The 22,576-nt window shown below is 69.7% G+C and carries 20 protein-coding genes and 1 pseudogene; 8 read left to right on the top strand and 13 right to left on the bottom strand.

Features of this window, described 5'->3' with window-relative positions; translation table 11 throughout:
- Window positions 1-85: 85 nt before the first annotated feature.
- Both gabT and ACGFWE_RS36260 read left to right on the top strand, forming a co-directional pair.
- Complete coding sequence (gabT, locus tag ACGFWE_RS36265; RefSeq protein WP_393604380.1) at window positions 86-1,420, top strand: 4-aminobutyrate--2-oxoglutarate transaminase; 1,335 nt, start codon at window positions 86-88, stop codon at window positions 1,418-1,420.
- A gap of 154 nt (window positions 1,421-1,574) precedes the next feature.
- Window positions 1,575-2,366: a phosphatase PAP2 family protein gene (locus ACGFWE_RS36260; protein ID WP_352389486.1), complete on the top strand. Its 792-nt coding sequence runs from the start codon at window positions 1,575-1,577 to the stop codon at window positions 2,364-2,366.
- Between the two features lie 133 nt (window positions 2,367-2,499).
- Here ACGFWE_RS36260 and ACGFWE_RS36255 read toward each other — a convergent pair whose 3' ends face one another.
- The 7 genes from ACGFWE_RS36255 to ACGFWE_RS36225 all read right to left on the bottom strand — a co-directional run bounded on the left by ACGFWE_RS36255 (window position 2,500) and on the right by ACGFWE_RS36225 (window position 10,214).
- The gene (locus tag ACGFWE_RS36255; protein WP_393604378.1) at window positions 2,500-2,955 is read right to left on the bottom strand and encodes a hypothetical protein; all 456 of its coding nucleotides are present in this window, start codon (window positions 2,953-2,955) and stop codon (window positions 2,500-2,502) included.
- A 120-nt stretch (window positions 2,956-3,075) separates the two neighbouring features.
- On the bottom strand, window positions 3,076-4,479 hold the full coding sequence (locus tag ACGFWE_RS36250) for an NAD(P)/FAD-dependent oxidoreductase (protein WP_393604376.1): 1,404 nt from the start codon (window positions 4,477-4,479) through the stop codon (window positions 3,076-3,078).
- A gap of 3 nt (window positions 4,480-4,482) precedes the next feature.
- Window positions 4,483-5,283, bottom strand: coding sequence for an ABC transporter permease (locus tag ACGFWE_RS36245; protein WP_352389483.1), 801 nt, complete (start codon window positions 5,281-5,283; stop codon window positions 4,483-4,485).
- Window positions 5,284-6,213: an ABC transporter permease gene (locus ACGFWE_RS36240; RefSeq protein WP_352389482.1), complete on the bottom strand. Its 930-nt coding sequence runs from the start codon at window positions 6,211-6,213 to the stop codon at window positions 5,284-5,286.
- Window positions 6,213-7,379, bottom strand: a complete 1,167-nt coding sequence (locus ACGFWE_RS36235) for an ABC transporter ATP-binding protein (protein WP_393604374.1) — start codon at window positions 7,377-7,379, stop codon at window positions 6,213-6,215. The genes ACGFWE_RS36240 and ACGFWE_RS36235 overlap by 1 nt, the downstream gene beginning before the upstream one ends.
- A complete protein-coding gene (locus tag ACGFWE_RS36230) occupies window positions 7,376-8,623 on the bottom strand; it encodes a PotD/PotF family extracellular solute-binding protein (RefSeq protein ID WP_393604372.1) in 1,248 nt (415 codons plus the stop codon). The genes ACGFWE_RS36235 and ACGFWE_RS36230 overlap by 4 nt, the downstream gene beginning before the upstream one ends.
- A gap of 55 nt (window positions 8,624-8,678) precedes the next feature.
- Entirely contained in the window at window positions 8,679-10,214 is a 1,536-nt protein-coding gene (locus tag ACGFWE_RS36225; RefSeq protein ID WP_393604370.1) for a gamma-aminobutyraldehyde dehydrogenase, read from the bottom strand.
- Between the two features lie 211 nt (window positions 10,215-10,425).
- Between ACGFWE_RS36225 and ACGFWE_RS36220 the strand changes: the two genes are divergently transcribed.
- The gene (locus ACGFWE_RS36220; RefSeq protein ID WP_393604368.1) at window positions 10,426-10,995 is read left to right on the top strand and encodes an NADAR family protein; all 570 of its coding nucleotides are present in this window, start codon (window positions 10,426-10,428) and stop codon (window positions 10,993-10,995) included.
- 43 nt (window positions 10,996-11,038) lie between these two features.
- On the opposite strand, the gene ACGFWE_RS36215 is transcribed toward ACGFWE_RS36220, so the two are convergent.
- Complete coding sequence (locus ACGFWE_RS36215) at window positions 11,039-11,692, bottom strand: DUF4190 domain-containing protein (RefSeq protein WP_393604366.1); 654 nt, start codon at window positions 11,690-11,692, stop codon at window positions 11,039-11,041.
- 560 nt (window positions 11,693-12,252) lie between these two features.
- On the opposite strand from ACGFWE_RS36215, the gene ACGFWE_RS36210 reads away from it, so the two are divergent.
- On the top strand, window positions 12,253-13,302 hold the full coding sequence (locus ACGFWE_RS36210; RefSeq protein ID WP_393604364.1) for an adenosine deaminase: 1,050 nt from the start codon (window positions 12,253-12,255) through the stop codon (window positions 13,300-13,302).
- Window positions 13,299-14,012, top strand: coding sequence for a glycerophosphodiester phosphodiesterase (locus ACGFWE_RS36205; protein ID WP_393604362.1), 714 nt, complete (start codon window positions 13,299-13,301; stop codon window positions 14,010-14,012). Before ACGFWE_RS36210 ends, ACGFWE_RS36205 begins: the two co-directional genes overlap by 4 nt.
- Window positions 14,013-14,021: 9 nt before the next feature.
- On the opposite strand, the pseudogene ACGFWE_RS36200 reads toward ACGFWE_RS36205, so the two are convergent.
- Both ACGFWE_RS36200 and ACGFWE_RS36195 read right to left on the bottom strand, forming a co-directional pair.
- Window positions 14,022-14,183: pseudogene (locus tag ACGFWE_RS36200) on the bottom strand (NADP oxidoreductase); the annotation flags it as partial.
- Window positions 14,184-14,355: 172 nt separating this feature from the next.
- Window positions 14,356-16,023: an RNA polymerase sigma factor gene (locus ACGFWE_RS36195; protein ID WP_393604360.1), complete on the bottom strand. Its 1,668-nt coding sequence runs from the start codon at window positions 16,021-16,023 to the stop codon at window positions 14,356-14,358.
- Window positions 16,024-16,245: 222 nt separating this feature from the next.
- Between ACGFWE_RS36195 and ACGFWE_RS36190 the strand changes: the two genes are divergently transcribed.
- On the top strand, window positions 16,246-17,379 hold the full coding sequence (locus ACGFWE_RS36190) for a serine hydrolase domain-containing protein (protein WP_352389473.1): 1,134 nt from the start codon (window positions 16,246-16,248) through the stop codon (window positions 17,377-17,379).
- On the opposite strand, the gene ACGFWE_RS36185 is transcribed toward ACGFWE_RS36190, so the two are convergent.
- The 3 genes from ACGFWE_RS36185 to ACGFWE_RS36175 all read right to left on the bottom strand — a co-directional run bounded on the left by ACGFWE_RS36185 (window position 17,372) and on the right by ACGFWE_RS36175 (window position 20,276).
- Window positions 17,372-17,887 (bottom strand): hypothetical protein, encoded by a 516-nt coding sequence (locus tag ACGFWE_RS36185; RefSeq protein WP_393604358.1) that lies wholly within the window; start codon window positions 17,885-17,887, stop codon window positions 17,372-17,374. The genes ACGFWE_RS36190 and ACGFWE_RS36185 overlap by 8 nt on opposite strands.
- A gap of 43 nt (window positions 17,888-17,930) precedes the next feature.
- Window positions 17,931-18,353: an SRPBCC family protein gene (locus tag ACGFWE_RS36180; RefSeq protein WP_352389471.1), complete on the bottom strand. Its 423-nt coding sequence runs from the start codon at window positions 18,351-18,353 to the stop codon at window positions 17,931-17,933.
- Between the two features lie 483 nt (window positions 18,354-18,836).
- Window positions 18,837-20,276, bottom strand: a complete 1,440-nt coding sequence (locus tag ACGFWE_RS36175) for a gamma-aminobutyraldehyde dehydrogenase (protein WP_352389470.1) — start codon at window positions 20,274-20,276, stop codon at window positions 18,837-18,839.
- Window positions 20,277-20,472: 196 nt separating this feature from the next.
- Here ACGFWE_RS36175 and ACGFWE_RS36170 point away from each other — a divergent pair, with 196 nt between their 5' ends.
- Both ACGFWE_RS36170 and ACGFWE_RS36165 read left to right on the top strand, forming a co-directional pair.
- Complete coding sequence (locus tag ACGFWE_RS36170; RefSeq protein WP_352389469.1) at window positions 20,473-21,015, top strand: Lrp/AsnC family transcriptional regulator; 543 nt, start codon at window positions 20,473-20,475, stop codon at window positions 21,013-21,015.
- A 19-nt stretch (window positions 21,016-21,034) separates the two neighbouring features.
- Window positions 21,035-22,399, top strand: a complete 1,365-nt coding sequence (locus ACGFWE_RS36165; protein WP_393604355.1) for an aspartate aminotransferase family protein — start codon at window positions 21,035-21,037, stop codon at window positions 22,397-22,399.
- Window positions 22,400-22,576: the final 177 nt, after the last annotated feature.

Raw genomic sequence — 22,576 nt, 5'->3', positions numbered from 1 at the left:
CCCACATGGAGCATGCCCACCCCCCGGTCCCCGGCCTAGCCTGCGAGAAGAGAAGCAAGCGCCCGCACCACCCCAGGAGCCCCTCATGACCGCACTTCCGCAGGAGCGCCGCGTCGTCACCGACATCCCCGGACCAAAGTCGCAGGAGCTGCAGGCCCGCCGGGTCGCCGCGGTCGCGCAGGGTGTGGGGTCCGTGCTGCCCGTCTTCACGGCACGCGCGGGCGGCGGGATCATCGAGGACGTCGACGGGAACCGGCTGATCGACTTCGGTTCGGGCATCGCCGTGACGTCCGTCGGCGCCTCCGCCGAGGCCGTCGTACGCCGCGCCACGCAGCAGCTCGCCGACTTCACCCACACCTGTTTCATGGTCACCCCGTACGAGGGCTACGTGGAGGTCGCCGAGGCGCTGGCCGAGCTGACCCCCGGCGACCACGCCAAGAAGTCGGCCCTGTTCAACAGTGGCGCCGAAGCCGTCGAGAACGCCGTGAAGATCGCGCGGGCGTACACCAAGCGCCAGGCCGTCGTCGTCTTCGACCACGGCTACCACGGCCGCACCAACCTCACCATGGCGCTGACCGCGAAGAACATGCCGTACAAGCACGGCTTCGGGCCCTTCGCGCCCGAGGTCTACCGCGTCCCCGTCGCCTACGGCTACCGCTGGCCCACCGGCCCCGAGAACGCCGGTCCCGAGGCCGCCGCCCAGGCCATCGACCAGATCACCAAGCAGGTCGGTGCCGAGAACGTCGCCGCGATCATCATCGAGCCCGTCCTCGGCGAGGGCGGCTTCATCGAGCCGGCCAAGGGCTTCCTGCCGGAGATCGCGAAGTTCGCCACGGACAACGGCATCGTCTTCGTCGCCGACGAGATCCAGTCCGGCTTCTGCCGCACCGGCCAGTGGTTCGCCTGCGAGGACGAGGGCATCGTCCCGGACCTGATCACCACGGCCAAGGGCATCGCCGGCGGTCTCCCGCTCGCCGCCGTCACCGGCCGCGCCGAGATCATGGACGCCGCCCACGCCGGCGGCCTCGGCGGCACCTACGGCGGCAACCCGGTCGCCTGCGCCGGCGCGCTCGGCGCCATCGAGACGATGAAGGAGCTCGACCTCAACGCCAGGGCGAAGCACATCGAGACGGTCATGAAGGCCCGCCTCACCGCCATGGCGGACAAGTTCGACGTCATCGGCGACATCCGCGGCCGCGGCGCCATGATCGCCATCGAGCTCGTCAAGGACCGTACGACCAAGGAGCCGAACCCGGAAGCGACCGCCGCGCTCGCCAAGGCCTGCCACCAGGAGGGCCTGCTGGTCCTGACCTGTGGCACCTACGGCAACGTCCTGCGATTCCTGCCCCCGCTCGTCATCGGCGAGGACCTCCTCGAGGAGGGTCTCGACATCATCGAGCAGGCCTTCACCCGCATCTGACCGCACAGGGAATTCAGGGGCTGCGGTGGCCAGCGGCAGAGGGTGTGAAGAAGGTGTGCGAGGTGGCGGTGAGGATGGGATTCCGCCTGTCGTACGCCGCCGCCCTGCCGTAGGTTCTACCCAGATGAGAGATACACCCCGCCCACAGGGGACTGTGGGCGACATCAGGACGGGGCCTCCCCAGCTTCGCCCTGGTCGTGCCCTCGCGCACACAACTGGAGCCTCTGGCTCCGGATCTCCTCACCGATCGGACAGTCGCCCGCCCCAAACCCCCCGGGGCGGCCGACCATCCGATCCGATCGGCCGCCCCGGAACCACCCCCCCTGTTCCGGGGCGGCCGGCCTTCCTCATCCTCCTTCTCGGAATTCCGGCCCTCCTCTTCGCCCTGATCACCTGGCAGGTCGTCGAGGACGGGCCGCTTCTGCGTGTCGACGAGCGGGTCAGCCGCGCACTGATCCACCCGGACCGCGTCTCGGCGGCCCTCGCCGACCTGGGCAATGTCGAGGCCGCGGTCCCGGTCCTGGTCGTGGCCCTCCTCTTTGCGGCCTGGCGGGCACGCAGCACTGGTACAGACCGATGGTGGCCGCCGTCCGCCGCCGCGGCCGTCCTGATGGCCCTGGTCCCCGCCCTGGTCGTCCCCCTCAAGGAACTCACCGACCGCCCGGGCACCCCGGTCTCATCCGGGACCGGCTACTACCCCTCGGGACACACCGCCACGGCCGCGATCGCCTACGGCGCCGCCACCCTCCTCGTCCTCCCCTGGCTCCGGTCCACCCGGGCCCGCCGCGCGCTCGTCATCGGCTGCGGCCTTGTCGTCCTCGGCGTCTCCTTCGGCCTGGTCCGCCGCGGCTGGCACTGGCCCCTGGACGTGGTGGGCAGCTGGTGCCTGTGCACGGTCCTGCTGCTCGGGTTCCGGCTCTTCCTGGCACGGCTGGACCGTCGCTGAACCCCTGGGCGCACTGGGCGTCGTCGCTGCCGGCGGGGGACGCCCGCAGCGCCGCACTCCCACTGGGCACAGGAGTCGTCGGGTCCGCGTCGGCCGCACGGGCGGCCGACGAGAGCGTGGTGGAACCGCCGGCTCAGCCGTTGCCCTCCGTCGCCAGGCCCGCCGCCGCCTCGTGCATCGCCAGTTCGAGCAGCGCCGGATCGACGAGAATGCCGGAGCCGTCGGGCGGCACCAGCCAGCGCACCCCTCCCCCGGCCACCCGGCCCGGATACGGCACGACGATCCAGGTGCCGGCGCCGGCCGTACGGACACCGGTGCCGAGCCAGCGGGCCGCGGTGCCCGGCGGCACGAAGAACCCCATGCGCGCGTCGCCGAAGTCGACGAGCACCGGGCCGAGCCGGTCGAGGATGCGAGTGAGGACGTCGAGCGTCGGATAGCCGAGCTCACCCGGCAGGATCAGTACGTCCCAGGCCTTGCCCGCCGGAAGCAGTGCGACCCCCAGGGGGTTGCGCTCCCACTCCCAGCGGCAGGCCTCGGGATCCGGTGCGACGGATGCCAGCCACTCGACCGCCGTCTTCGCCCCTGTCATGAGAAGACCTCCCTTTCTCTCGTCGACACTGGTTGCGTCACGAGAGAGAGGGAGGTTTCCCGGCGAGCATTACGCGGGTTCTGACCACTCGTCGGAGTGAATCGGATCACCTACGACCGTTCAGCTGTCGAATCCCAGACCGAACTTGTCCATGGTCCGCAACCACAGGTTGCGCCGCCCGCCGTGCGCGTCGGCACGGGCCAGCGACCACTTGGTGAGGGCTATGCCGGTCCAGGCGAAGGGTTCCGGCGGGAAGGGCAGCGGCTTCTTGCGGACCATCTCCAGCGAGGTCCGCTCGGTGGCCTCGCCGGACAGCAGGTCCAGCATCACGTCCGCCCCGAACCGGGTCGCCCCGACGCCGAGACCCGTGTAGCCGGCCGCGTACGCCACCTTGCCCTGGTGGGCGGTGCCGTAGAACGCGGAGAACCGGGAGCAGGTGTCGATCGCGCCGCCCCACGCGTGCGTGAAGCGGACGCCCTCCAGCTGCGGGAAGCAGGTGAAGAAGTGCCCGGCGAGCTTGGCGTACGTCTCCGGCCGGTCGTCGTACTCGGCGCGCACCCGGCCGCCGTACGGGTAGACCGCGTCGTAACCGCCCCACAGGACGCGGTTGTCGGCGGAGAGCCGGAAATAGTGGAACTGGTTCGCCGAGTCCCCGAGTCCCTGGCGGTTCTTCCAGCCGATCGACGCGAGCTGCTCCTCGCTCAGCGGCTCGGTCATCAGCGCGTAGTCGTAGACCGGCACGGTGTACGCCCGGACCCGCTTGACCAGGTTCGGGAAGATGTTCGTGCCGAGCGCGACCTGCCGGGCCCGGACCGAGCCGTACGGAGTGCGTACGGCCATGCCGGCGCCGTACGGCCTCAGGGTGAGCGCGGGGGTGTGCTCGTAGATCCGGACGCCGAGCCGCAGGCACGCCCGCTTCAGGCCCCAGACGAGCTTGGCGGGATTGAGCATGGCCACGCCCCGGCGGTCCCACAGCCCCGCCTCGAAGGTCGGTGAGGCGACCTGTTCGCGCACCGCGTCGGCGTCCAGGAATTCGACGCCGTCGGCGAGGCCCTTCTCCTGGAGTTCCTCGTACCAGTCGCGCAGTTCCCGGGCCTGGTACGTCTCGGTCGCCACGTCGATCTCGCCGGTGCGCTCGAACTCGCAGTCGAGGTCGTGCCGGGCGACCGCCTTCTCGATCTCGTCGAGGTTGCGGGCGCCCAGCTCCTGGAGCTTGTGGATCTCGTCCGGCCAGCGGGTGAGCCCGTTGGGCAGGCCGTGGGTGAGGGAGGCCGCGCAGAAGCCGCCGTTGCGACCGGAGGCGGCCCAGCCCGTCTCACGGCCTTCCAGCAGGACGACATCCCGCCCGGGATCGCGCTCCTTCGCGTTGAGCGCGGTCCACAGCCCGCTGTAGCCACCGCCGACGACCAGAAGGTCGCAGGTCTCGGCGCCGGTGAGGGCGGGCTCGGGGTGGGGCCGGCCGGGGTCGTCCAGCCAGTACGGGATCGGCTGGGCCTCGGAAAGGGCCTTTGTCCAACGGCTCATGGCTCACGCCTTTTGCTTGTTGCGGCGATTGCTGACGACCATGGAGGTCAGAACCAGAAGTACGGCGACGAGGAACATGGTCGTGCCGATGACATTGATCTGAACGGGCGTTCCGCGTTGTGCCGAACCCCAGACGAACATGGGGAAGGTGACGGTCGAGCCCGCGTTGAAGTTGGTGATGATGAAATCGTCGAAGGAGAGCGCGAAGGCGAGCAGCGCGCCCGCGGCGATTCCCGGGGCGGCGATCGGCAGGGTGACCCTCAGGAAGGTCTGCGCGGGACCGGCGTAAAGGTCCTGGGCCGCCTGCTCGAGGCGCGGGTCCATCGACATCACGCGCGCCTTGACCGCCGTCACGACGAAACTCAGGCAGAACATGATGTGGGCGATGAGGATCGTCCAGAAGCCGAGCTGCGCGCCCATGTTGAGGAACAGGGTGAGCAGCGAGGCCGCCATGACGACCTCGGGCATCGCCATCGGCAGGAAGATCAGCGAGTTCACGGCGCCGCGGGCGCGGAAGCGGTAGCGGACCAGTGCGAAGGCGATCATCGTGCCGAGAACGGTCGCCCCGACCGTCGCCCAGAACGCGATCTGGAGGCTGATGGAGAGCGAGCCGCACATGTCGGCGACCCCGCAGGGGTCCTTCCAGGCGTCCGTGGAGAACTGCTGCCACTGGTAGTTGAAACGCCCCTTCGGTTTGTTGAAGGAGAACACCGTGACGACGACGTTGGGGAGCAGCAGATATCCGAGCGTGATCAGTCCCGCGATGACGACGAGACGGCGCTTGAGCCAGTTGACGAAGGTCATTTAAACCAGATCCTCCGTGCCGGACCTACGGATGTAGAACGTGACCATGAAGAGAATCGCGGCCATCAGGATGAAGGAAAGGGCCGCGGCCGTCGGATAGTCCAGAATCCGCAGGAACTGCGTCTGGATGACGTTTCCGACCATGCGGGTGTCCGTGGAGCCGAGCAGGTCGGCGTTGACGTAGTCGCCGGCCGCCGGGATGAAGGTCAGCAGCGTCCCGGAGACCACGCCCGGCATCGACAGCGGGAAGGTGACCTTCCTGAAGGTCGTGACCGGCTTGGCGTACAGGTCGCCCGCCGCCTCGTGCAGCCGTCCGTCGATGCGCTCCAGCGAGGTGTAGAGCGGCAGGATCATGAACGGCAGGAAGTTGTACGTCAGACCGCACACCACCGCGAGCGGCGTGGCCAGGACGCGGTCGCCGGTGGTCCAGCCGAGCCAGTTGGTGACGTCCAGGACGTGCAGTGTGTTGAGGGCGCTCACCACCGGGCCGCTGTCCGAGAGGATCGTCTTCCAGGCGAGGGTGCGGATCAGGAAGCTGGTGAAGAACGGTGCGATCACCAGGACCATGATCAGGTTCCGCCAGCGCCCCGCGCGGAAGGCGATGAGATAGGCGAGCGGATATCCCAGCACCAGACAGAGGACCGTCGCGGCACCGGCGTACAGGATCGAGCGCAGGAACTGCGGCCAGTAGTTGGCCAGCGCGTCCCAGTAGGTCGCGAAGTGCCAGGTGACCTTGTAGCCCGTCTCCAGGGAACCCGTCTGCACGGACGTGGAGGCCTGGTAGATCATCGGCAGCGCGAAGAAGACCAGCAGCCACAGGATGCCGGGCAGCAGCAGCCAGTACGGCGTGAGGCGGCCCCTCCTGCGCGGGGGCTTCTTCTCGGGCGCGGCCGGGGTCAGAGGCGGCGGCGCCTCGGTGAGCGTCGCCATCAGAGCGTCGCCTCTTCCTGGATACCGGCGTCGATGTCCTGGTCGGCGTCCAGGCCGAAGGTGTGGGCCGGGTTCCAGTGCAGGACGACCTCGGCGCCGGGTACGAGCCGGTCGTCGCGGTCGATGTTCTGGGCGTAGACCTCGAACTCGGGGCAGACGGGGCTGTCGATGACGTACTGCGTGGAGACGCCGATGAAGGAGGAGTCGGCGATCTTCCCCGTGATCCGGTTGCGGCCCACGGGGATCTCCCCGGCCTCGTCGGCGTGGGTGAGGGAGATCTTCTCGGGCCGGACGCCGACCAGCACCCTGCCGCCGGTCGTGGCCGGCCCGGCGTACCGCGTCTCGGGCAGCACCAGCTTTCCGCCGCCCGCCTTCAGCACGATCTCGCCGCCGCTCGTGGAGTCGACCTCGGCCTCGATGAGGTTGGAGGTGCCGAGGAAGTTGGCGACGAAGGTGGTGTTCGGGTTCTCGTAGAGATCGGTCGGCGAGCCGAGCTGCTCAACGCGGCCCGCGTTCATCACGGCGACCGTGTCGGCCATGGTCATGGCCTCCTCCTGGTCGTGCGTGACGTGCACGAAGGTGATGCCGACCTCGGTCTGGATGCGCTTGAGCTCCAGCTGCATCTGGCGGCGCAGCTTGAGGTCGAGAGCGCCGAGCGGTTCGTCGAGGAGCAGCACCTTGGGCTTGTTGATCAGCGCCCGCGCCACGGCGACCCGCTGCTGCTGGCCGCCGGACAGCTGGTGCGGCTTCTTCCGCGCCTGCTCCCCGAGCTGCACGAGCTCCAGCATGTCCTCGACCTGCTTCTTCACCGACTTGATGCCACGCCGGCGCAGACCGAAGGCGACGTTCTCGAAGATGTCCAGGTGCGGGAAGAGGGCGTACGACTGGAAGACGGTGTTCACCGGCCGCTTGTAGGGCGGCAGCCGGGTGACCTCCTGGTCGCCGAGGTGCACGGTGCCCGTCGTGGGCTCCTCGAGACCGGCGATCATGCGCAGGGTGGTGGTCTTGCCGCAGCCGGAGGCGCCGAGCAGGGCGAAGAAGGAGCCCTGGGGCACGGTCAGGTCGAGCGGCTGTACGGCGGTGAAGCCGTTGTCGTACGTCTTGCTGATGCCGGAGAGGCGGACGTCGCCGCTGTTGTCTGTGCTCTTGTTCGTCACGGTGATCACGCCCCAGTCAGCTTCGCGAACTTCTCTTCAAAGGCCGTCTCTTCCTTCGCGCTCAGGGAGCGGAAGGCGTGGGACTTCGCGGCCATGGCCTTGTCGGGGATGATCAGCGGGTTGTTCGCCGCATCCGGGTCGAGCTTCTCCAGCTCGGGTTTCACACCGTCGACGGGAGACACGTAGTTGATGTACGCGGCGAGTTCGGCGGCCGGCTTCGGCTGGTAGTAGAAGTCGATGAGCCGCTCGGCGTTCGTCTTGTGCCGGGCCTTGTTGGGAATCAGCATGTTGTCGGTCGACGTCATGTATCCGCTGTCCGGGATGATGAAGTCGATGTCCGGACTGTCCGCCTTCAGCTGTACGACGTCCCCGGCCCAGGCGACACAGGCCGCGAAGTCGCCGCTGGTCAGGTCGGAGGTGTAGTCGTTGCCGGTGAAGCGGCGGATCTGCCCCTTGTCGACGGCCTTCTGGAGGCGCGCGATCGCCGCGTCGTAGTCGTCGGCGGTGAAGTGCGCCGGGTCCTTGCCCATGTCGAGCAGGGTCATGCCGATGCTGTCGCGCATCTCCGACAGGAAGCCGACCCGCCCCTTGAGCTTGGCGTTGTCTAGCAGGTCGGAGATCGACTTCACCTCCTGGCCGTCGAGGGCCTTCTTGTTGTAGGCGATGACGGTCGAGATGCCCTGCCACACATAGGAGTACGCCCGTCCCGGGTCCCAGTCGGGGTCACGGAACTGCGCGGACAGGTTGGCGTACGCGTGGGGCAGGTTGGACGCGTCCAGTTTCTGCACCCACCCCAGCCGGATGAGCCGGGCGGCGAGCCAGTCCGTCAGCACGATGATGTCGCGTCCGGTGTCCTGTCCCGCCGCCAGCTGGGGCTTGATCTTCCCGAAGAACTCGACGTTGTCGTTGATGTCCTCGGTGTACTTGACCGAGATGCCGGTCTGCTTCTTGAACTGGTCGAGCGTGGGGTGGTGCTTCTCGCTCTCGTCCACGTCGATGTACTCGGTCCAGTTGGAGAAGTTGACGGCCTTCTCCTTGGCCGAGTGGTCCTCCGCGGAGACGCCGCCCTGGGTGTTGCCGGCCGCGGGGATGCCGCAGGCGCTCAGCGTCCCGAGGCCGCCGACCGCGAGCGCGCCGCCCGCGGAGGCACGCAACAGGGACCGCCGGGTCATGGCGGCCCGGCCATTGCGGAAGCTGCGCCGCACGGCGGCCACTTGGGCCGGTGACAGGCGGTCGGGCTCGTACTGCTCCATGCGCTGGTGCCCTTTCGGGAAGGTGGCGGCCGCGGGTCGGGCGGCCTGAGTACGGCTATCGGTCCCCGAAGATCGTGCGGTGCCAGTCCTTCCTGACAACCGCCGTATTGTCGAACATAACGTGCTTGATCTGGGTGTACTCCTCGAACGAGTACGAGGACATGTCCTTGCCGAAGCCGGACGCCTTGTATCCGCCGTGCGGCATCTCGCTGATGATCGGGATGTGGTCGTTGACCCACACGCACCCGGCCTTGATCTCCCGGGTGGCCCGGTTCGCCCGGTAGACGTCCCGGCTCCAGGCGGAGGCGGCGAGCCCGTAGGGCGTGTCGTTGGCGAGCCGGATGCCCTCGTCGTCGCTGTCGAAGGGCAGCACCACGAGCACCGGCCCGAAGATCTCGGACTGGACGATCTCGCTGTCCTGGGCGGCGTCGGCGACGAGCGTGGGCTTGTAGTACGCCCCCTTGGCGAGCTCCCCGCCCGGCGCCTCTCCGCCCGCCACCACGCGCGCGTAGCCACGCGCACGGTCGACGAACCCGGCGACGCGGTCCCGCTGGACGTGTGAGATGAGCGGCCCGAGATCGGTGCCGGCGGCGAAGGGGTCCCCGAGCCGCACGCTCCCCATGAGGGCGGCGGTCCTCTCGACGAACGCCTCGTACAGGGGCCGCTGTACGTACGCGCGCGTGGCGGCCGTGCAGTCCTGCCCGGTGTTGATGAGCGCGCCCGCGACGGCCCCGTTGACGGCGGCCTCCAGGTCGGCGTCGTCGAAGACGACGAAGGGAGCCTTGCCGCCGAGTTCCAGGTGCAGCCGCTTGACGGTGGCGGTGGCGATCTCGGCGACACGCTTGCCGACGGCCGTCGACCCGGTGAAGGAGGTCATGGCCACGTCGGGGTGCCCGACCAGCCGCTCCCCGGCCTCCTTCCCGGTCCCGGTGACGATGTTGACGACACCGTCGGGAATCCCGGCGTCGGTCGCGGCCTGGGCGAACAGGAGCGAGGTCAGCGGCGTGATCTCGGCGGGCTTCAGAACGATGGTGTTACCCGCGGCGATCGCCGGAAGGATCTTCCAGGCGGCCATCTGGAGCGGATAGTTCCAGGGCGCGATGGACCCCACGACACCGATGGGCTCACGCCGCACGTACGACGTGTGATCCCCGGAGTACTCGCCGGCGGACTGCCCCTGAAGATGCCGAGCGGCACCGGCGAAGAAAGACGTGTTGTCGATGGTCCCCGGAACGTCGAACTCACGGGTCAGCTTCAGTGGCTTCCCGCACTGGAGCGATTCCGCGCGGGCGAAGTCCTCGGCACGCTCGGCGAGCACGGCGGCGAACCGGTGCAGGGCGTCGGACCGCTCACCGGGAGTGAGGGCCGCCCACCCCGGGAAGGCCGCACGGGCCGCGGCGACGGCGGCGTCCACGTCCTCGACGCCCGCCGGCTCATAGGTGAAGACCTCCTCACCGCTCGCGGGATCGACGACCGCGTGCGTACGACCGGAGGTCCCCTTCGTGAGACGCCCTCCGATGAACTGCGCGCCGTCGGTGAACCGCTCCTGTGCCGCGAACCGGTCCGGGGTGGAACTGCCCGGGTTGTGCATGTCGCTCTCCTCCGCCGTCACCCCGCGGCTACCGCGGGCGGGTGGCGTAGCTCCAGCTCGATTTGAGTGCCGATCCTGGCAGAGCAATGGCACTCATACAAGGGATTCCGTTGTTGCCTTTGGGTTACGCGACGGAATCTGTCGACCAGGTGTCGAGTCGGTCCTGAAAAGAAAGGACGGAGTGTCAGTGGTTCCTGCCAGACTCGGGTGCATGGGGAAGATCACGGGGACGATCGATTCACAGGATGCCCTGGTCAGGCAGGTCCGGGCCGGAGCGACGATCAAGTATCTGCACTTCTGGGGCCACCGCCCGCGCCCGGACGGCCGGGTCGGCGCGAGCTGTCTGAGCCAGTGGTGGCCGTCACCGTTCGTGGTCGACGGAGTGACCTACGCGACCGCCGAGCACTGGATGATGGCGGCGAAGGCGCGCCTTTTCGAAGACGAGGAGGCGGAGCGCCGCGTACTGGCCGCCGGCCACCCGTCCCAGGCCAAGAATGCGGGCCGCCTGGTCCGCGGCTTCGACGAGCAGACCTGGCGGCGGGAGCGCTTCGGGAGCGTCGTCGAGGGCAGTGTCCACAAGTTCACGGCCCACGAGGACCTGCGGGCGTTCCTCCTCGACACCGGTGACCGGGTCCTGGTGGAGGCCAGCCCGGTGGACCGGGTGTGGGGCATCGGGCTCGCGGCGGACGACGAGGCGGCGAACAACCCTGAGTGCTGGCGAGGCCCGAACCTCCTGGGCTTCGCCCTCATGCAAGCAAGGGACCGCCTCAGAAACGCCTGAAGGGGACCACCGAAACCCGGCGGCCCCCTTTCTTCGACGGGCGCTACACCACCGGTGCGACCGCCACAACGGCGAGGGATCCGTCGTAGTAGTCGGGCTCGTCATCCGAGTTGATGGCGGCGGTGATGCCGATGGCGAGCAGGACGAGCACGGCGACCCCGAGGATCGTCCCGATGATCCCCATGATGAACCCGGCCTGCGCCTGCCCGTGGTTGGTGGCCTCACCCAGCGCGGCCCGCTTTCGCCCCTTGATACCGAACACGATGGCAAGGACGCCGAGCACCAGCGACAGAATCCCGTACATGCAGAACAGGGCGCAGGACAGGATGCCCAGCACCATCGCGGCGACACCCATGCCGTTCTGCGGCGGCATCGGCGGTGCCCAGCCGCCGTACCCCTGCGGACCTTGCGGATAGCTGGGGTAGCCGTAGCCGACGGGAGCGCCGGGACCCTCGGGCCCGATGGGCGGCGGCGGCACGGAGGCGGGCCCACCGATGGGCGCGCCTTGCTGGGGGGCGGGGTACCCGTAACCGGGAGCGGGAGGCGGAAAGCCGTAGCCGTCGTTCGGCCCCGAGCTCACGGTGGTCTGATCATGCACAGCAGGCGACGGCGAGGGGCTCTTCTCCAACGAAGGCCCACTCTCCGGCGGCGCCCACGGATCCCGACCGTCCCCGCTCGGCTGCGTTCCGTCCGTCATGCTCACGTCCCCCTAGGTCGTTCGTGCGGCCATGTTACGGCTCGGCCAGGCGCCTAGGGGGTGCCGGGTGAGGTTGTCGGGCGGGTGCGGGCCGGTGGGGGCTGGTCGCGCAGTTCCCCGCGGTCCCGCTGCGCTGGGCTTGAACCGGGCGCCTAGTCGGATGCCGGGTCAGGTTGTCGGGCGGCTACCGGCCGGTGGGGGCCGGTCGCGCAGTTCCCCGCGGTCCCGCTGCGCTGGGCTCGAACCGGGCGCCTAGGGGGTGCCGGGTGAGGTTGTTCGGGCGGGTGCGGGCCCGTGGGGGCTGGTCGCGCAGTTCCCCGCGCCCCTGGGGGGTTGCGGTCACCTGCGCCAGGACGGACCGTTCGCCAGCCACCGACCCGCACTCGCCCCCACCCGACCGGAACAGGCCGCCGCAGGCATCCAGGGGCGCGGGGAACTGCGCACAACGCCCGCCCCCGCCGAACCCGCACCCGAAACCGAACCCGACCCCGCCTAACATGTTCCGCACCGATCAGCCGATCACCGCACCCCGCGCCCCGCGCCCACCAAGGGGAGGCCCCATGACGCCGCCGACGACGACCATCAACCCGCACGCCTTCATCGCCGACCTGCCCAAGGCCGAACTCCACGTCCACCACGTCGGCTCCGCCTCCCCCCGCATCGTCTCGGAACTGGCCGCCCGCCACCCCGACTCCAAGGTCCCCACGGACCCCGAGGCACTCGTCGACTACTTCACGTTCACCGACTTCGCCCACTTCATCGACGTCTACCTCAGCGTCGTGGACCTCATCCGCACCCCCGAGGACGTACGGCTCCTCACCTACGAGGTCGCAAGGGACCTCGCCCGCCAGCAGGTCCGTTACGCCGAGCTCACCATCACCCCGTTCTCCTCGACCCGCCGCGGCATCGACGAGCGCGCGTTCATGGAGGCCATCGAGGACGCCCGCAAGGCGGCGGAGTCGGAGTTCGGAACCGTACTGCGCTGGTGCTTCGACATCCCCGGCGAGGCGGGTCTGGAGGCCGCCGAGGAGACGACCCGCCTCGCCACCGACGACCGCCTGCGCCCGGAGGGCCTCGTGAGTTTCGGCCTCGGGGGTCCCGAGATCGGCGTCCCCCGCCCCCAGTTCAAGCCGTACTTCGACCGGGCCATCGCCGCCGGCCTGCGCTCGGTCCCGCACGCCGGCGAGACGACGGGCCCGGAGACGGTGTGGGACGCCCTCACCCACCTGCGCGCCGAACGCATCGGCCACGGCACGAGTTCCGCCCAGGACCCGGCGCTCCTCGCCCACCTTGCCGAACACCGTGTCCCGCTGGAGGTGTGCCCCACCTCCAACATCGCCACCCGGGCCGTCCGCACCCTCGACGAGCACCCGATCAAGGAGTTCGTGAAGGCAGGGATCATCGTCACGATCAACTCCGACGACCCCCCGATGTTCGGCACCGACCTGAACAGCGAGTACGCGGTGGCGGCGCGGCTCCTGAACCTCGACGAGCAGGGTCTCGCCGCACTCGCGAAGAACGCGGTCGACGCGTCCTTCCTCGACGAGCCCGGCAAGACGAGGATCAAGGACGAGATCGACACGTACACGGCAGCCTGGCTCGCACAGTGACCTCGCTGACGGCCGTGGCACACCGCGGCGACCCGTACCGCGCCCGTGAGAACACGATCGACTCCCTGCGGTCCGCGCTCGACCGGGGTGCGGACGCGGTGGAGATCGACGTACGTCTCACCAGGGACGGCGTACCGGTGCTGCTCCACGACGACACGCTGAAGCGGCTGTGGGAGCACGACCGCCCGCTGCTGTCCCTGTCGGCGGACGAGGTGCGAGGCCTGACGGACGGCCGGGTGCCGACACTCGCGGAGGCCCTCGAAGCCACCGCCGACAGCGGCGACGGAAGCGGCAGCCGCCTGATGCTCGACCTGCCCGGCACCAGAGAGGTGCGGGTCGCCCGCCGCGTGGTCGACGTGGTCCGCGAGCACCAAGCCCAGGACCGCGTCTACTACTGCGCCGGCGCCACCGCCATGCTCGCCGTCCGCGAGGCCGACCCGTCCGCGGAGATCGCGCTCACCTGGACGACCCTCGCGCCCCCGCGCCCGGTCCTTCTGGACGCGGTCAGGCCCCGCTGGCTCAACTACCGTTTCGGCCTGATCGACCGGGACCTCGCGGACCGTATCCACGCCGACGGCTACCTGGTCTCCGTCTGGACCCCCGACACCCGCCGCTCGATGCGCCGCCTGGCCGCCGCGGGCGTCGACTCGATCACGACGAACCGGGTGGACGTACTCTGCGCGCTGAGAGCGCAGGCGAACGGGAGTTAGGCCCCCGAGTACGCCCGCGGCGTCGTCCCCGCACAGCGGCACCGCGAGGGTTCGGCCGTCGAAGACGGGCGGGGTCAGCCGCCAGACGTCCTCATGGCACAGGTTGAAGACCTTCACGACGTACGCCCAAGGTGCGGCGGCGGCGATGCGTTCGGCCCCCGACGGCCCGCCCGAGCGGCTCCCGTGACCACGTCATGCCCGGCCCGCCGCCACTGCGTGCCCAACGAACTGACCGCCCTGGGGCGGACGTTGCTCGCGTCGATCGAGGCGTTCGGTGTCTGGGCGCACGACCACGGGGACGAGGTGACGGACGCCCAGGAGCGTTATGGCGCCGGCATCGCGCCTACACCCGGGACCGCTGAGGGACGGTCGCCGGGTCGGCGGGAGTCGAGCGGGTGACGTACTGCGGCACGGGGGTGTCGTCCCGGCCCGTGTCGCGGACCAGGCCGTAGCGCTTGACGCCCTGGTCGGGGCCGGTGGTGATGTCCTTGTCCGCCGCGTCCCAGCTGGACGGGAAGACGCTGAGGCCGTAGTCGGCGCCGCGTTCGTTGACCGTGAGGGTGACACTGCCGTCGACGTAGAAGTACTCGTTCTGCCACATCTGCTGGGTGCCGGCGGGCGGGACGGCGTAGCCGACGGTGGAGTTGCCCATTCCGGTGGCGCTCGCGTCCGTGGCGCTGACGGGATCGTCCATACGGCGGCCGCCGCCCGAGGCGACGTGGAAGAGCTCGCCCTTGAGGCCGGTCCAGGACGGCATGACCAGGCTGCCGGCCCGGTACTGGGGCGAGATCTGCCAGCGGACGAGGACGTAGCCCCGGCCGGTGAGCGTGACGCTGTCCCCGCGGTGGTTCATGACGGCGTGCGCGCCGCCGGTGCTGGTGATGCTGGTCTCGGGCCGGTGCGGCAGGGCGGCGGGCGGGGTGTCGGGGTCCGGGGCCCGGTCGACGGCGTCGACGACACTGCCGTAGCGGACGGTCTTCGCCGGTGTCGCCGAAGGGGAAGGGGACGGGGGCGGCGAGGCCGACGGTGTGTCCGGCACCGGGGGCGGCCGGTACGTGCTCGCCGCAGTGGGGGAGACCGCCACCCGCGGCGCCGGGGCATCCGGGGTCCGTGTGACGACGTACGCGCCGCCCGCGACGATCGTCGCCCCCGCGGTGACCGCGACGAGGGGCTGGGTGAGCGCGCCCAGCACCTTGGCGGACCAGCTCACGGAGGCGACCGTGGCGGTGGCGGCCGCGGCCGTCTTGCCGCCGAGGGCCAGCGAGAGGGCGAACCCGACCGGGACGGGCACCAGTGCGATCCCGACCAGCAGCCGCTCCGCGGGTACGACGGCCTCGCGGGTGTCCCCGCAGTAGCCGCAGCCGCGGATGTGCCGGGCCAGCCGCTTGCGCCAGACCGAGTCGGGGCGGCCGTTCCAGCGGGCGGTGAGTTCGCGCAGGTCGGGGCAGGCGCCGTCGAGGGCGCGGACGATGCCGCGGGAGGTCTCCAGGCGCTCCTTCATCCGCTGGACGCGCACGGCGGCGTGCTGGCGGCTGATGCCGACGGCGGCGGCCAGTTCACGCCGGGTGAGTTCGCCCGCGACCTCCAGCCACCACAGCGACAGCAGTTGCCGGTCCTCGTCGTCGAGCCAGCGCACGGCCTCCGCGACCTCGCGCCGCTGTCCCTCCAACTGGAGTCGCAGCACGGTGAGTTCGGCGAAGTCGGCGGCTTCGCGCGCGGCCGACTCGTCCAGCGGGGCGGAGGTCCTGCGGCGGGCCCGGTCGCGGATCTGGCGCATCGCGATGGCGACCAGCCAGGACCGGAAGCTGTCCGGGTCGCGGAGACTGCCGAGGTTGCCGACGGCCCGCAGCATGGTCTCCTGGACGACGTCGTCGACGTCGGCGTGGCCGTTCAGGGCGCGGCCCACGATGTTGTACACCAGCGGCAGCCAGCCCTCGACGAGCTCGTCCAGCGCCCGCCGGTCGCCGTCCTGCGCCGCCGCGATGGTGTCGCGCCACTGCCGCGTGTCCACGTCGTCCTTTCCGGCCGGTTCCCCTTCCCACGTGGAGACGGAGTGAAGGGCTCCGCGATAACACTTTTCCGCCCCCTAGGGGGCTTCCCGGGGCAACTCCCCTACACACAGCGGAAGTTGCTGGGGGCCCCACCAGGGTCGGGGCCCTACTCGCCGACGATCCCGCCGTCGCGTCGGCCTCGCAGGATGATCACACACATCCCACACCCCTGGAGCCGACCCATGCGTGACCTCCGTCGCAGAAGCCTTCTCGCCGGTGCCCTCGCCGTCCCCCTGACCGCCGGCCTGCCGGTCTCGACGGCGAACGCGCGCACCGCCTCCGCCCCCGACGCGAGGGCGTTACGCGCCGCGATCGCGGGGCTGCCCGACGCGAACGCCACCGCGGCCCTGGTCCGGGTCGGCGGCAGGGACGGCTCCTGGCGCGGCAGCTCGGGCGTGCACGATCTGGAGAGCGGGCGGCCCGCCGATCCGCACGCGCGGTTCCGGGCCGGTTCGACGACGAAGGTGGTCACGGCGGCGGCCGTACTGCGCCTGGTGGCCGAGGGCCGGATCGACCTGGCCACGCCCGTCCAGCACTACCTGCCCGGCCTCCTGGGCCCCCGGTTCCGGCCGGTCACCGTGCGGCAGCTGCTCGACCACACCAGCGGCATCCCGGCCGGCGACGGTCTCGGCGACACCTTCGAGGAGGTCTACGCCCACCGCTTCGACACGCTCGGCCCCCAGCGTGTCGCCGCGTCCGCGGGTGCGAAGAAGCCGGAGTTCTGCCCGGGGAAGCAGCAGCACTACCTCAACATCAACTACACGTTCCTCGGCCTGCTGATCGAGCGGGTGACCGGGCGGTCGTACGCCTGTGAGGCCGGCCGGCTGGTGCTGGCTCCGGCCGGGATGCGGGACACGTACTTCCCCGGCACCGACCCGCGCATCCTCGGCCCGCACAACCGGGGGTACCAGGCGGTGAAGAAGGCCGACGGGACGACGGAGTTTCTGGACGTCACGGAGTGGAACCAGGCGGACCGGTTCGCGGCCGGAGACATGATCTCCACGACGGCGGACCTGGAGCGGCTGCTCACCGGCCTCTTCCGGGGCCGGATCGTCGAGCGGCCGCAGCTCAAGGAGGTGTTCGCGGTCCCGTCGGGCATCACCGGCGCGAGCTACAGCGCGGGCGGTCTCCAGCGCTTCGAGTCCGACGGAAAGGTGTACTGGGCCAAGTCCGGCGGCCGGTACGGCTACAACTCGGCGATCGCCGCCACCTGCGACCTGAGCCGTACGCTCGTGTACTCGGTCAACTCCACCGACGCGAAGAGCGAGGACGCGAACCCGGTCGTCGGCCGGATCATCACGGCCGCGCTCAAGTAACCGGCACGGGGCGAGCGGCAGGCGCGGTCAGCCGCTCCAGCCGCTTGATCTTTTGCCGTACGACGTAGAGCGGGAGCACTCCGAACACCCCGAACGCCATGTCGATCACGCTCCACCAGACCGGGATGCCCCGGATCGGTCCGCAGATCAGGGCGAGCGGGACGATGCCGGCGCAGGCGATCATGCCGAACTCGACGACCCAGATGTTGCGGACCGGGTCGCGGTAGGGGCCGTAGAAGGCGACCGCGATGACCAGGTGGGCGAAGGCCAGCCAGTCCGTGCCGTAGAGGAGGAACGGGTAGTCGGAGTCGGCGGTGTCGAGCCCGCGCCGGACACGCGTGATCCACTCCGTCAGCGCGTCCGGCGCGGGAAGGTGCCGCAACACGTCCTCGGTCCAGCGCAGTTCGTGGACCAGGGGGAAGGCCGTGGCCCCGCTGAGCACCAGGCAGACGACGAAGAAGGCCAGCCATACGCGGATGCCCCTGAGTTGGGCGGCTCTGTCGCTCATGGCAGCAGCGTACGCCTGGAATTGAACATGTTCAAAAGGTTGGTCAGGAGGCGGCGGTCTCCGCCAGCTTCTGGAACTCGCCGAGGTCGTAGTTGGCGAGTGCGGAGTCGAGGTTCGTGAGCGCGCCGAGGTGCTCGATGAACCCCTTGGGGTCGTACTCGATCTGCAGCGTCACCCGGCTCGTGGTGTCACCGAGCCGGTGGAAGGTGACGACGCCGGCGTGGTGCACGCCCTCCACGGTGTGCCAGGCGATGCGCTCCTCGGGGATCACCTCGGTCAGTTCGGCGACGAAGTTCTTGTCGGCGCCGGGCAGTTGGAGCTGCCAGGCGAACCGCCGCTCGTCCAGCGGCTCCACCAGGCGTACGTGGCTCAGAAAGGCCGGCCACCGGGTCACATCGCTCCACAGGGCCCACGCGACAGCGACGGGAGCCTCGATATCGACCGTTTCCACGAGGGACGCGGACATGGGGTACCTCTCTTCCGACGGTTGCGGTGCGAAGCGGATACCCGCCTCGGAGCGGCACACACGGTCCGACCGGCGGCCGGGGCACCAGCGCGAGGAGGACGACGAGGAGGACACTCGATCCCTGGCCGGGGAGCACCGAACCGGCGACCTGCCTCACGACGAAGACCCCGTCTGCCCACGTCGTGGGCGGCGGGGACGGGGCAGACGCAGCTCACCCTGGCGGCGAGTTCCGCGGGGACCTCGGGGGCGTAGCCCTGCATCAGCGGCGCGAAGGCCTCCTCGGGACCGGAGAGCAGAGTGACCCCGCCCTTGAGGTCACTCGCCCAGCCCGGCCGTACGAGCCGCGCGCACCTTCGCGCCGGTCTGCCGGCGGTTCATCAGCGTGGGGCTGATCTTGAAGAACTTGGCCCTATCACTGTGCGGCTACCGCCGCGCGGGCGCGCCCAGCCCCACGCGCCCGCGGCCGAAGAACCACACACCCACTTACGCGTCCAGCGACGTCATCACATGCTTGATCCGCGTGTAGTCGTCGAAGCCGTACCCCGACAGATCCTTGCCGTACCCCGACTTCTTGAAGCCGCCGTGCGGCATCTCCGCGACCAGCGGAATGTGCGTGTTGATCCACACGCATCCGAAGTCCAGCTTCTTGGACATCCGCATCGCGCGGCCGTGGTCCTTGGTCCACACCGAGGACGCCAGCGCGTACTCGACGCCGTTGGCCCACGACACGGCCTGCTCCTCGTCCGTGAAGGACTGGACCGTGATGACCGGCCCGAAGACCTCCTTCTGGATGATCTCGTCGTCCTGCTTCAGCCCGGACACGACGGTCGGCGCGTAGAAGTACCCCTTCTCACCGACCTGGTGACCTCCGGCCTCGACCTTGGCGTGCGCGGGCAGCCGCTCGATGAACCCGGAGACCTGCTTGAGCTGGTTCGGGTTGTTGAGCGGGCCGTACAGCACGTCCTCGTCGTCCGGCTGCCCGGTCTTGGTGTCGGCGGCGGCCTTCGCCAGCGCCGCGACGAACTCGTCGTGGATCGAGGACTGCACCAGCACGCGCGTGGCCGCCGTACAGTCCTGCCCGGCGTTGAAGAAGCCCGCCACGGAGATGTCCTCGACGGCCTTCGGGATGTCGGTGTCCTCGAACACGACGACCGGAGCCTTGCCGCCCAGCTCCAGGTGCACCCGCTTCAGGTCCCTGGACGCGGACTCGGCGACCGACATACCGGCCCGCACCGACCCGGTGATCGACGCCATCGCCGGCGTCGGGTGCTCGACCATCAGGCGCCCGGTGTCGCGGTCACCGGTGATGACGTTGAAGACGCCCTTCGGCAGGATCGAGCCGATGATCTCCGCGATCAGCACGGTCGACGCGGGCGTCGTGTCCGACGGCTTCAGCACCACGGTGTTGCCCGCCGCGATCGCCGGGGCGAACTTCCACACGGCCATCATCATCGGGTAGTTCCACGGCGCGACCTGCGCGCAGACCCCGACCGGCTCGCGCCGCACGATGGAGGTCAGGCCCTCCATGTACTCACCGGCCGACCGCCCCTCCAGCATCCGCGCCGCGCCCGCGAAGAAGCGGATCTGGTCGATCATCGGCGGGATCTCCTCGGACCGGGTGAGCCCGATCGGCTTGCCGGTGTTCTCCACCTCGGCCGCGATGAGCTCCTCGGCCCGCTCCTCGAAGGCGTCGGCGATCTTCAGCAGGGCCTTCTGCCGCTCGGCGGGGGTCTTGTCGCGCCAGACCGGGAAGGCCGCGGCGGCCGCCGCCATCGCCGCGTCCACGTCCGCCGGCCCGGACAGCGGCGCGGTCGCGTACGCCTCGCCGGTCACGGGGTTGACCACCTCGGTGGTCCGCCCGTCGGCGGCGTCCCGGAACTCACCGTCGATGTAGTTGCGCAGACGACGCAGCTCGGTGCTCACTGCCGGCCTCCTGGAAGGGTTGAAACGGGGGGTGAAATGGGGGGTTGAAAACTGTCCACTGACTGAGACACCCACCCTAATCGCCAGGCCCACGTTTTCAACACCCCCGATCGCGTCAAGGCTGCGAAATCCGCAGGTATCAGTCACGTGAACAACGAATTTCATCGCCCCAACCTTGCGAAACCGACGAGACCTCGTGCACAGTGAGCTCGTGGCCAGTCGAAGCGCAGACCCCAGGGACTCCCGCGAGTCCAGGAGCGAGGCCCGGCACGAGTCCAGGAACGGCAGCAGCCCGAATCTGGACGCCGTCTCCCTCGCCATCATCGAGCAGCTCCAGGAGGACGGCCGCCGTCCGTACGCCGCGATCGGCAAGGCCGTGGGCCTGTCCGAGGCGGCCGTGCGCCAGCGCGTCCAGAAGCTGCTCGACCAGGGCGTGATGCAGATCGTCGCCGTCACGGACCCGCTCACCGTGGGCTTCCGGCGCCAGGCGATGGTCGGCATTCACGTCGAGGGCGATGTCGAGTCCGTGGCCGACGCGCTGAGCGCCATGTCCGAATGCGAGTACGTGGTGATGACGGCCGGCTCCTTCGACCTGATGGTGGAGATCGTCTGCGAGGACGACGACCACCTGCTGGAGGTCATCAACCGCCGCATCCGGGCCATCCCCGGAGTGCGCTCCACCGAGAGCTTCGTCTATCTGAAGCTCAAGAAGCAGACCTACATGTGGGGAACCCGATAACCGTGAGGACCCGATAACCGTGAGCTCCAAGGACCTCAGCCGCACCGCGTACGACCACCTGTGGATGCACTTCACCCGCATGTCCTCGTACGAGAAGTCCCCGGTCCCGACCATCGTCCGGGGCGAGGGCACCTACATCTACGACGACAAGGGCAAGCGCTACCTGGACGGTCTCGCGGGCCTGTTCGTGGTCCAGGCCGGCCACGGGCGCGTCGAGCTCGCCGAGGCGGCGTTCAAGCAGGCGCAGGAACTGGCGTTCTTCCCGGTGTGGTCCTACGCCCACCCGAAGGCCGTGGAACTCGCGGAGCGCCTCGCGCAGCACGCGCCCGGCGACCTCAACAAGGTCTTCTTCACCACCGGTGGCGGTGAGGCGGTCGAGACCGCCTGGAAGCTCGCCAAGCAGTACTTCAAGCTGGTCGGCAAGCCCACCAAGTACAAGGTCATCTCCCGCGCGGTCGCCTACCACGGCACCCCGCAGGGCGCCCTGTCCATCACCGGTCTGCCGGCCCTGAAGGCCCCGTTCGAGCCGCTGGTCCCGGGCGCCCACAAGGTCCCGAACACCAACATCTACCGCGCCCCGATCCACGGCGACGACCCCGAGGCGTACGGCCGCTGGGCCGCCGACCAGATCGAGCAGCAGATCCTCTTCGAGGGCCCGGAGACGGTCGCCGCTGTCTTCCTGGAGCCGGTCCAGAACGCGGGCGGCTGCTTCCCGCCCCCGCCCGGCTACTTCCAGCGCGTCCGCGAGATCTGCGACCAGTACGACGTGCTCCTGGTCTCCGACGAGGTCATCTGCGCCTTCGGCCGCCTGGGCACCATGTTCGCCTGCGACAAGTTCGACTACGTCCCGGACATGATCACCTGCGCCAAGGGCATGACCTCGGGCTACTCCCCCATCGGCGCCTGCATCATCTCCGACCGCCTGGCCGAGCCGTTCTACAAGGAGGACAACGTCTTCCTGCACGGCTACACCTTCGGCGGCCACCCCGTGTCGGCCGCGGTGGGCCTCGCCAACCTCGACCTGTTCGAGCGCGAGAACCTCAACCAGCACGTCCTCGACAACGAGGGCGCCTTCCGCGCCACCCTGGAGAAGCTGCATGACCTGCCGATCGTCGGCGACGTCCGCGGCAACGGCTTCTTCTACGGCATCGAGCTGGTCAAGGACAAGGCGACGAAGGAGTCCTTCAACGACGAGGAGACCGAGCGCGTCCTGTACGGCTTCCTCTCCAAGGCGCTGTACGACAACGGCCTGTACTGCCGTGCCGACGACCGCGGCGACCCGGTCGTCCAGCTCGCCCCGCCGCTGATCTCGGACCAGGGGACCTTCGACGAGATCGAGCAGATCCTGCGCGCGACCCTCACCGAGGCCTGGACCAAGCTCTAACGCCCGCCGATACAGCGGCCCGTACGGCCCGGAGTGCGCCCGTCCGAGTGACAGGCACGCACCCCGGGCCGTGTGCTGTACGGCGTCCCGCCCCCGCCTCCTTAGCGTGCCTGGTAACCGATCGGCCCTGCTTTCGTTCCCCCGCTCGGGGGATTGCAAGGCACAACGGACCAGAAC

This window comes from Streptomyces sp. NPDC048523, assembly GCF_043199815.1.
Classification (GTDB): Bacteria; Actinomycetota; Actinomycetes; order Streptomycetales; family Streptomycetaceae; genus Streptomyces.
Note: the sequence above shows the minus strand (reverse complement) of the source record. Positions and strands in the feature narration are given on the sequence as shown.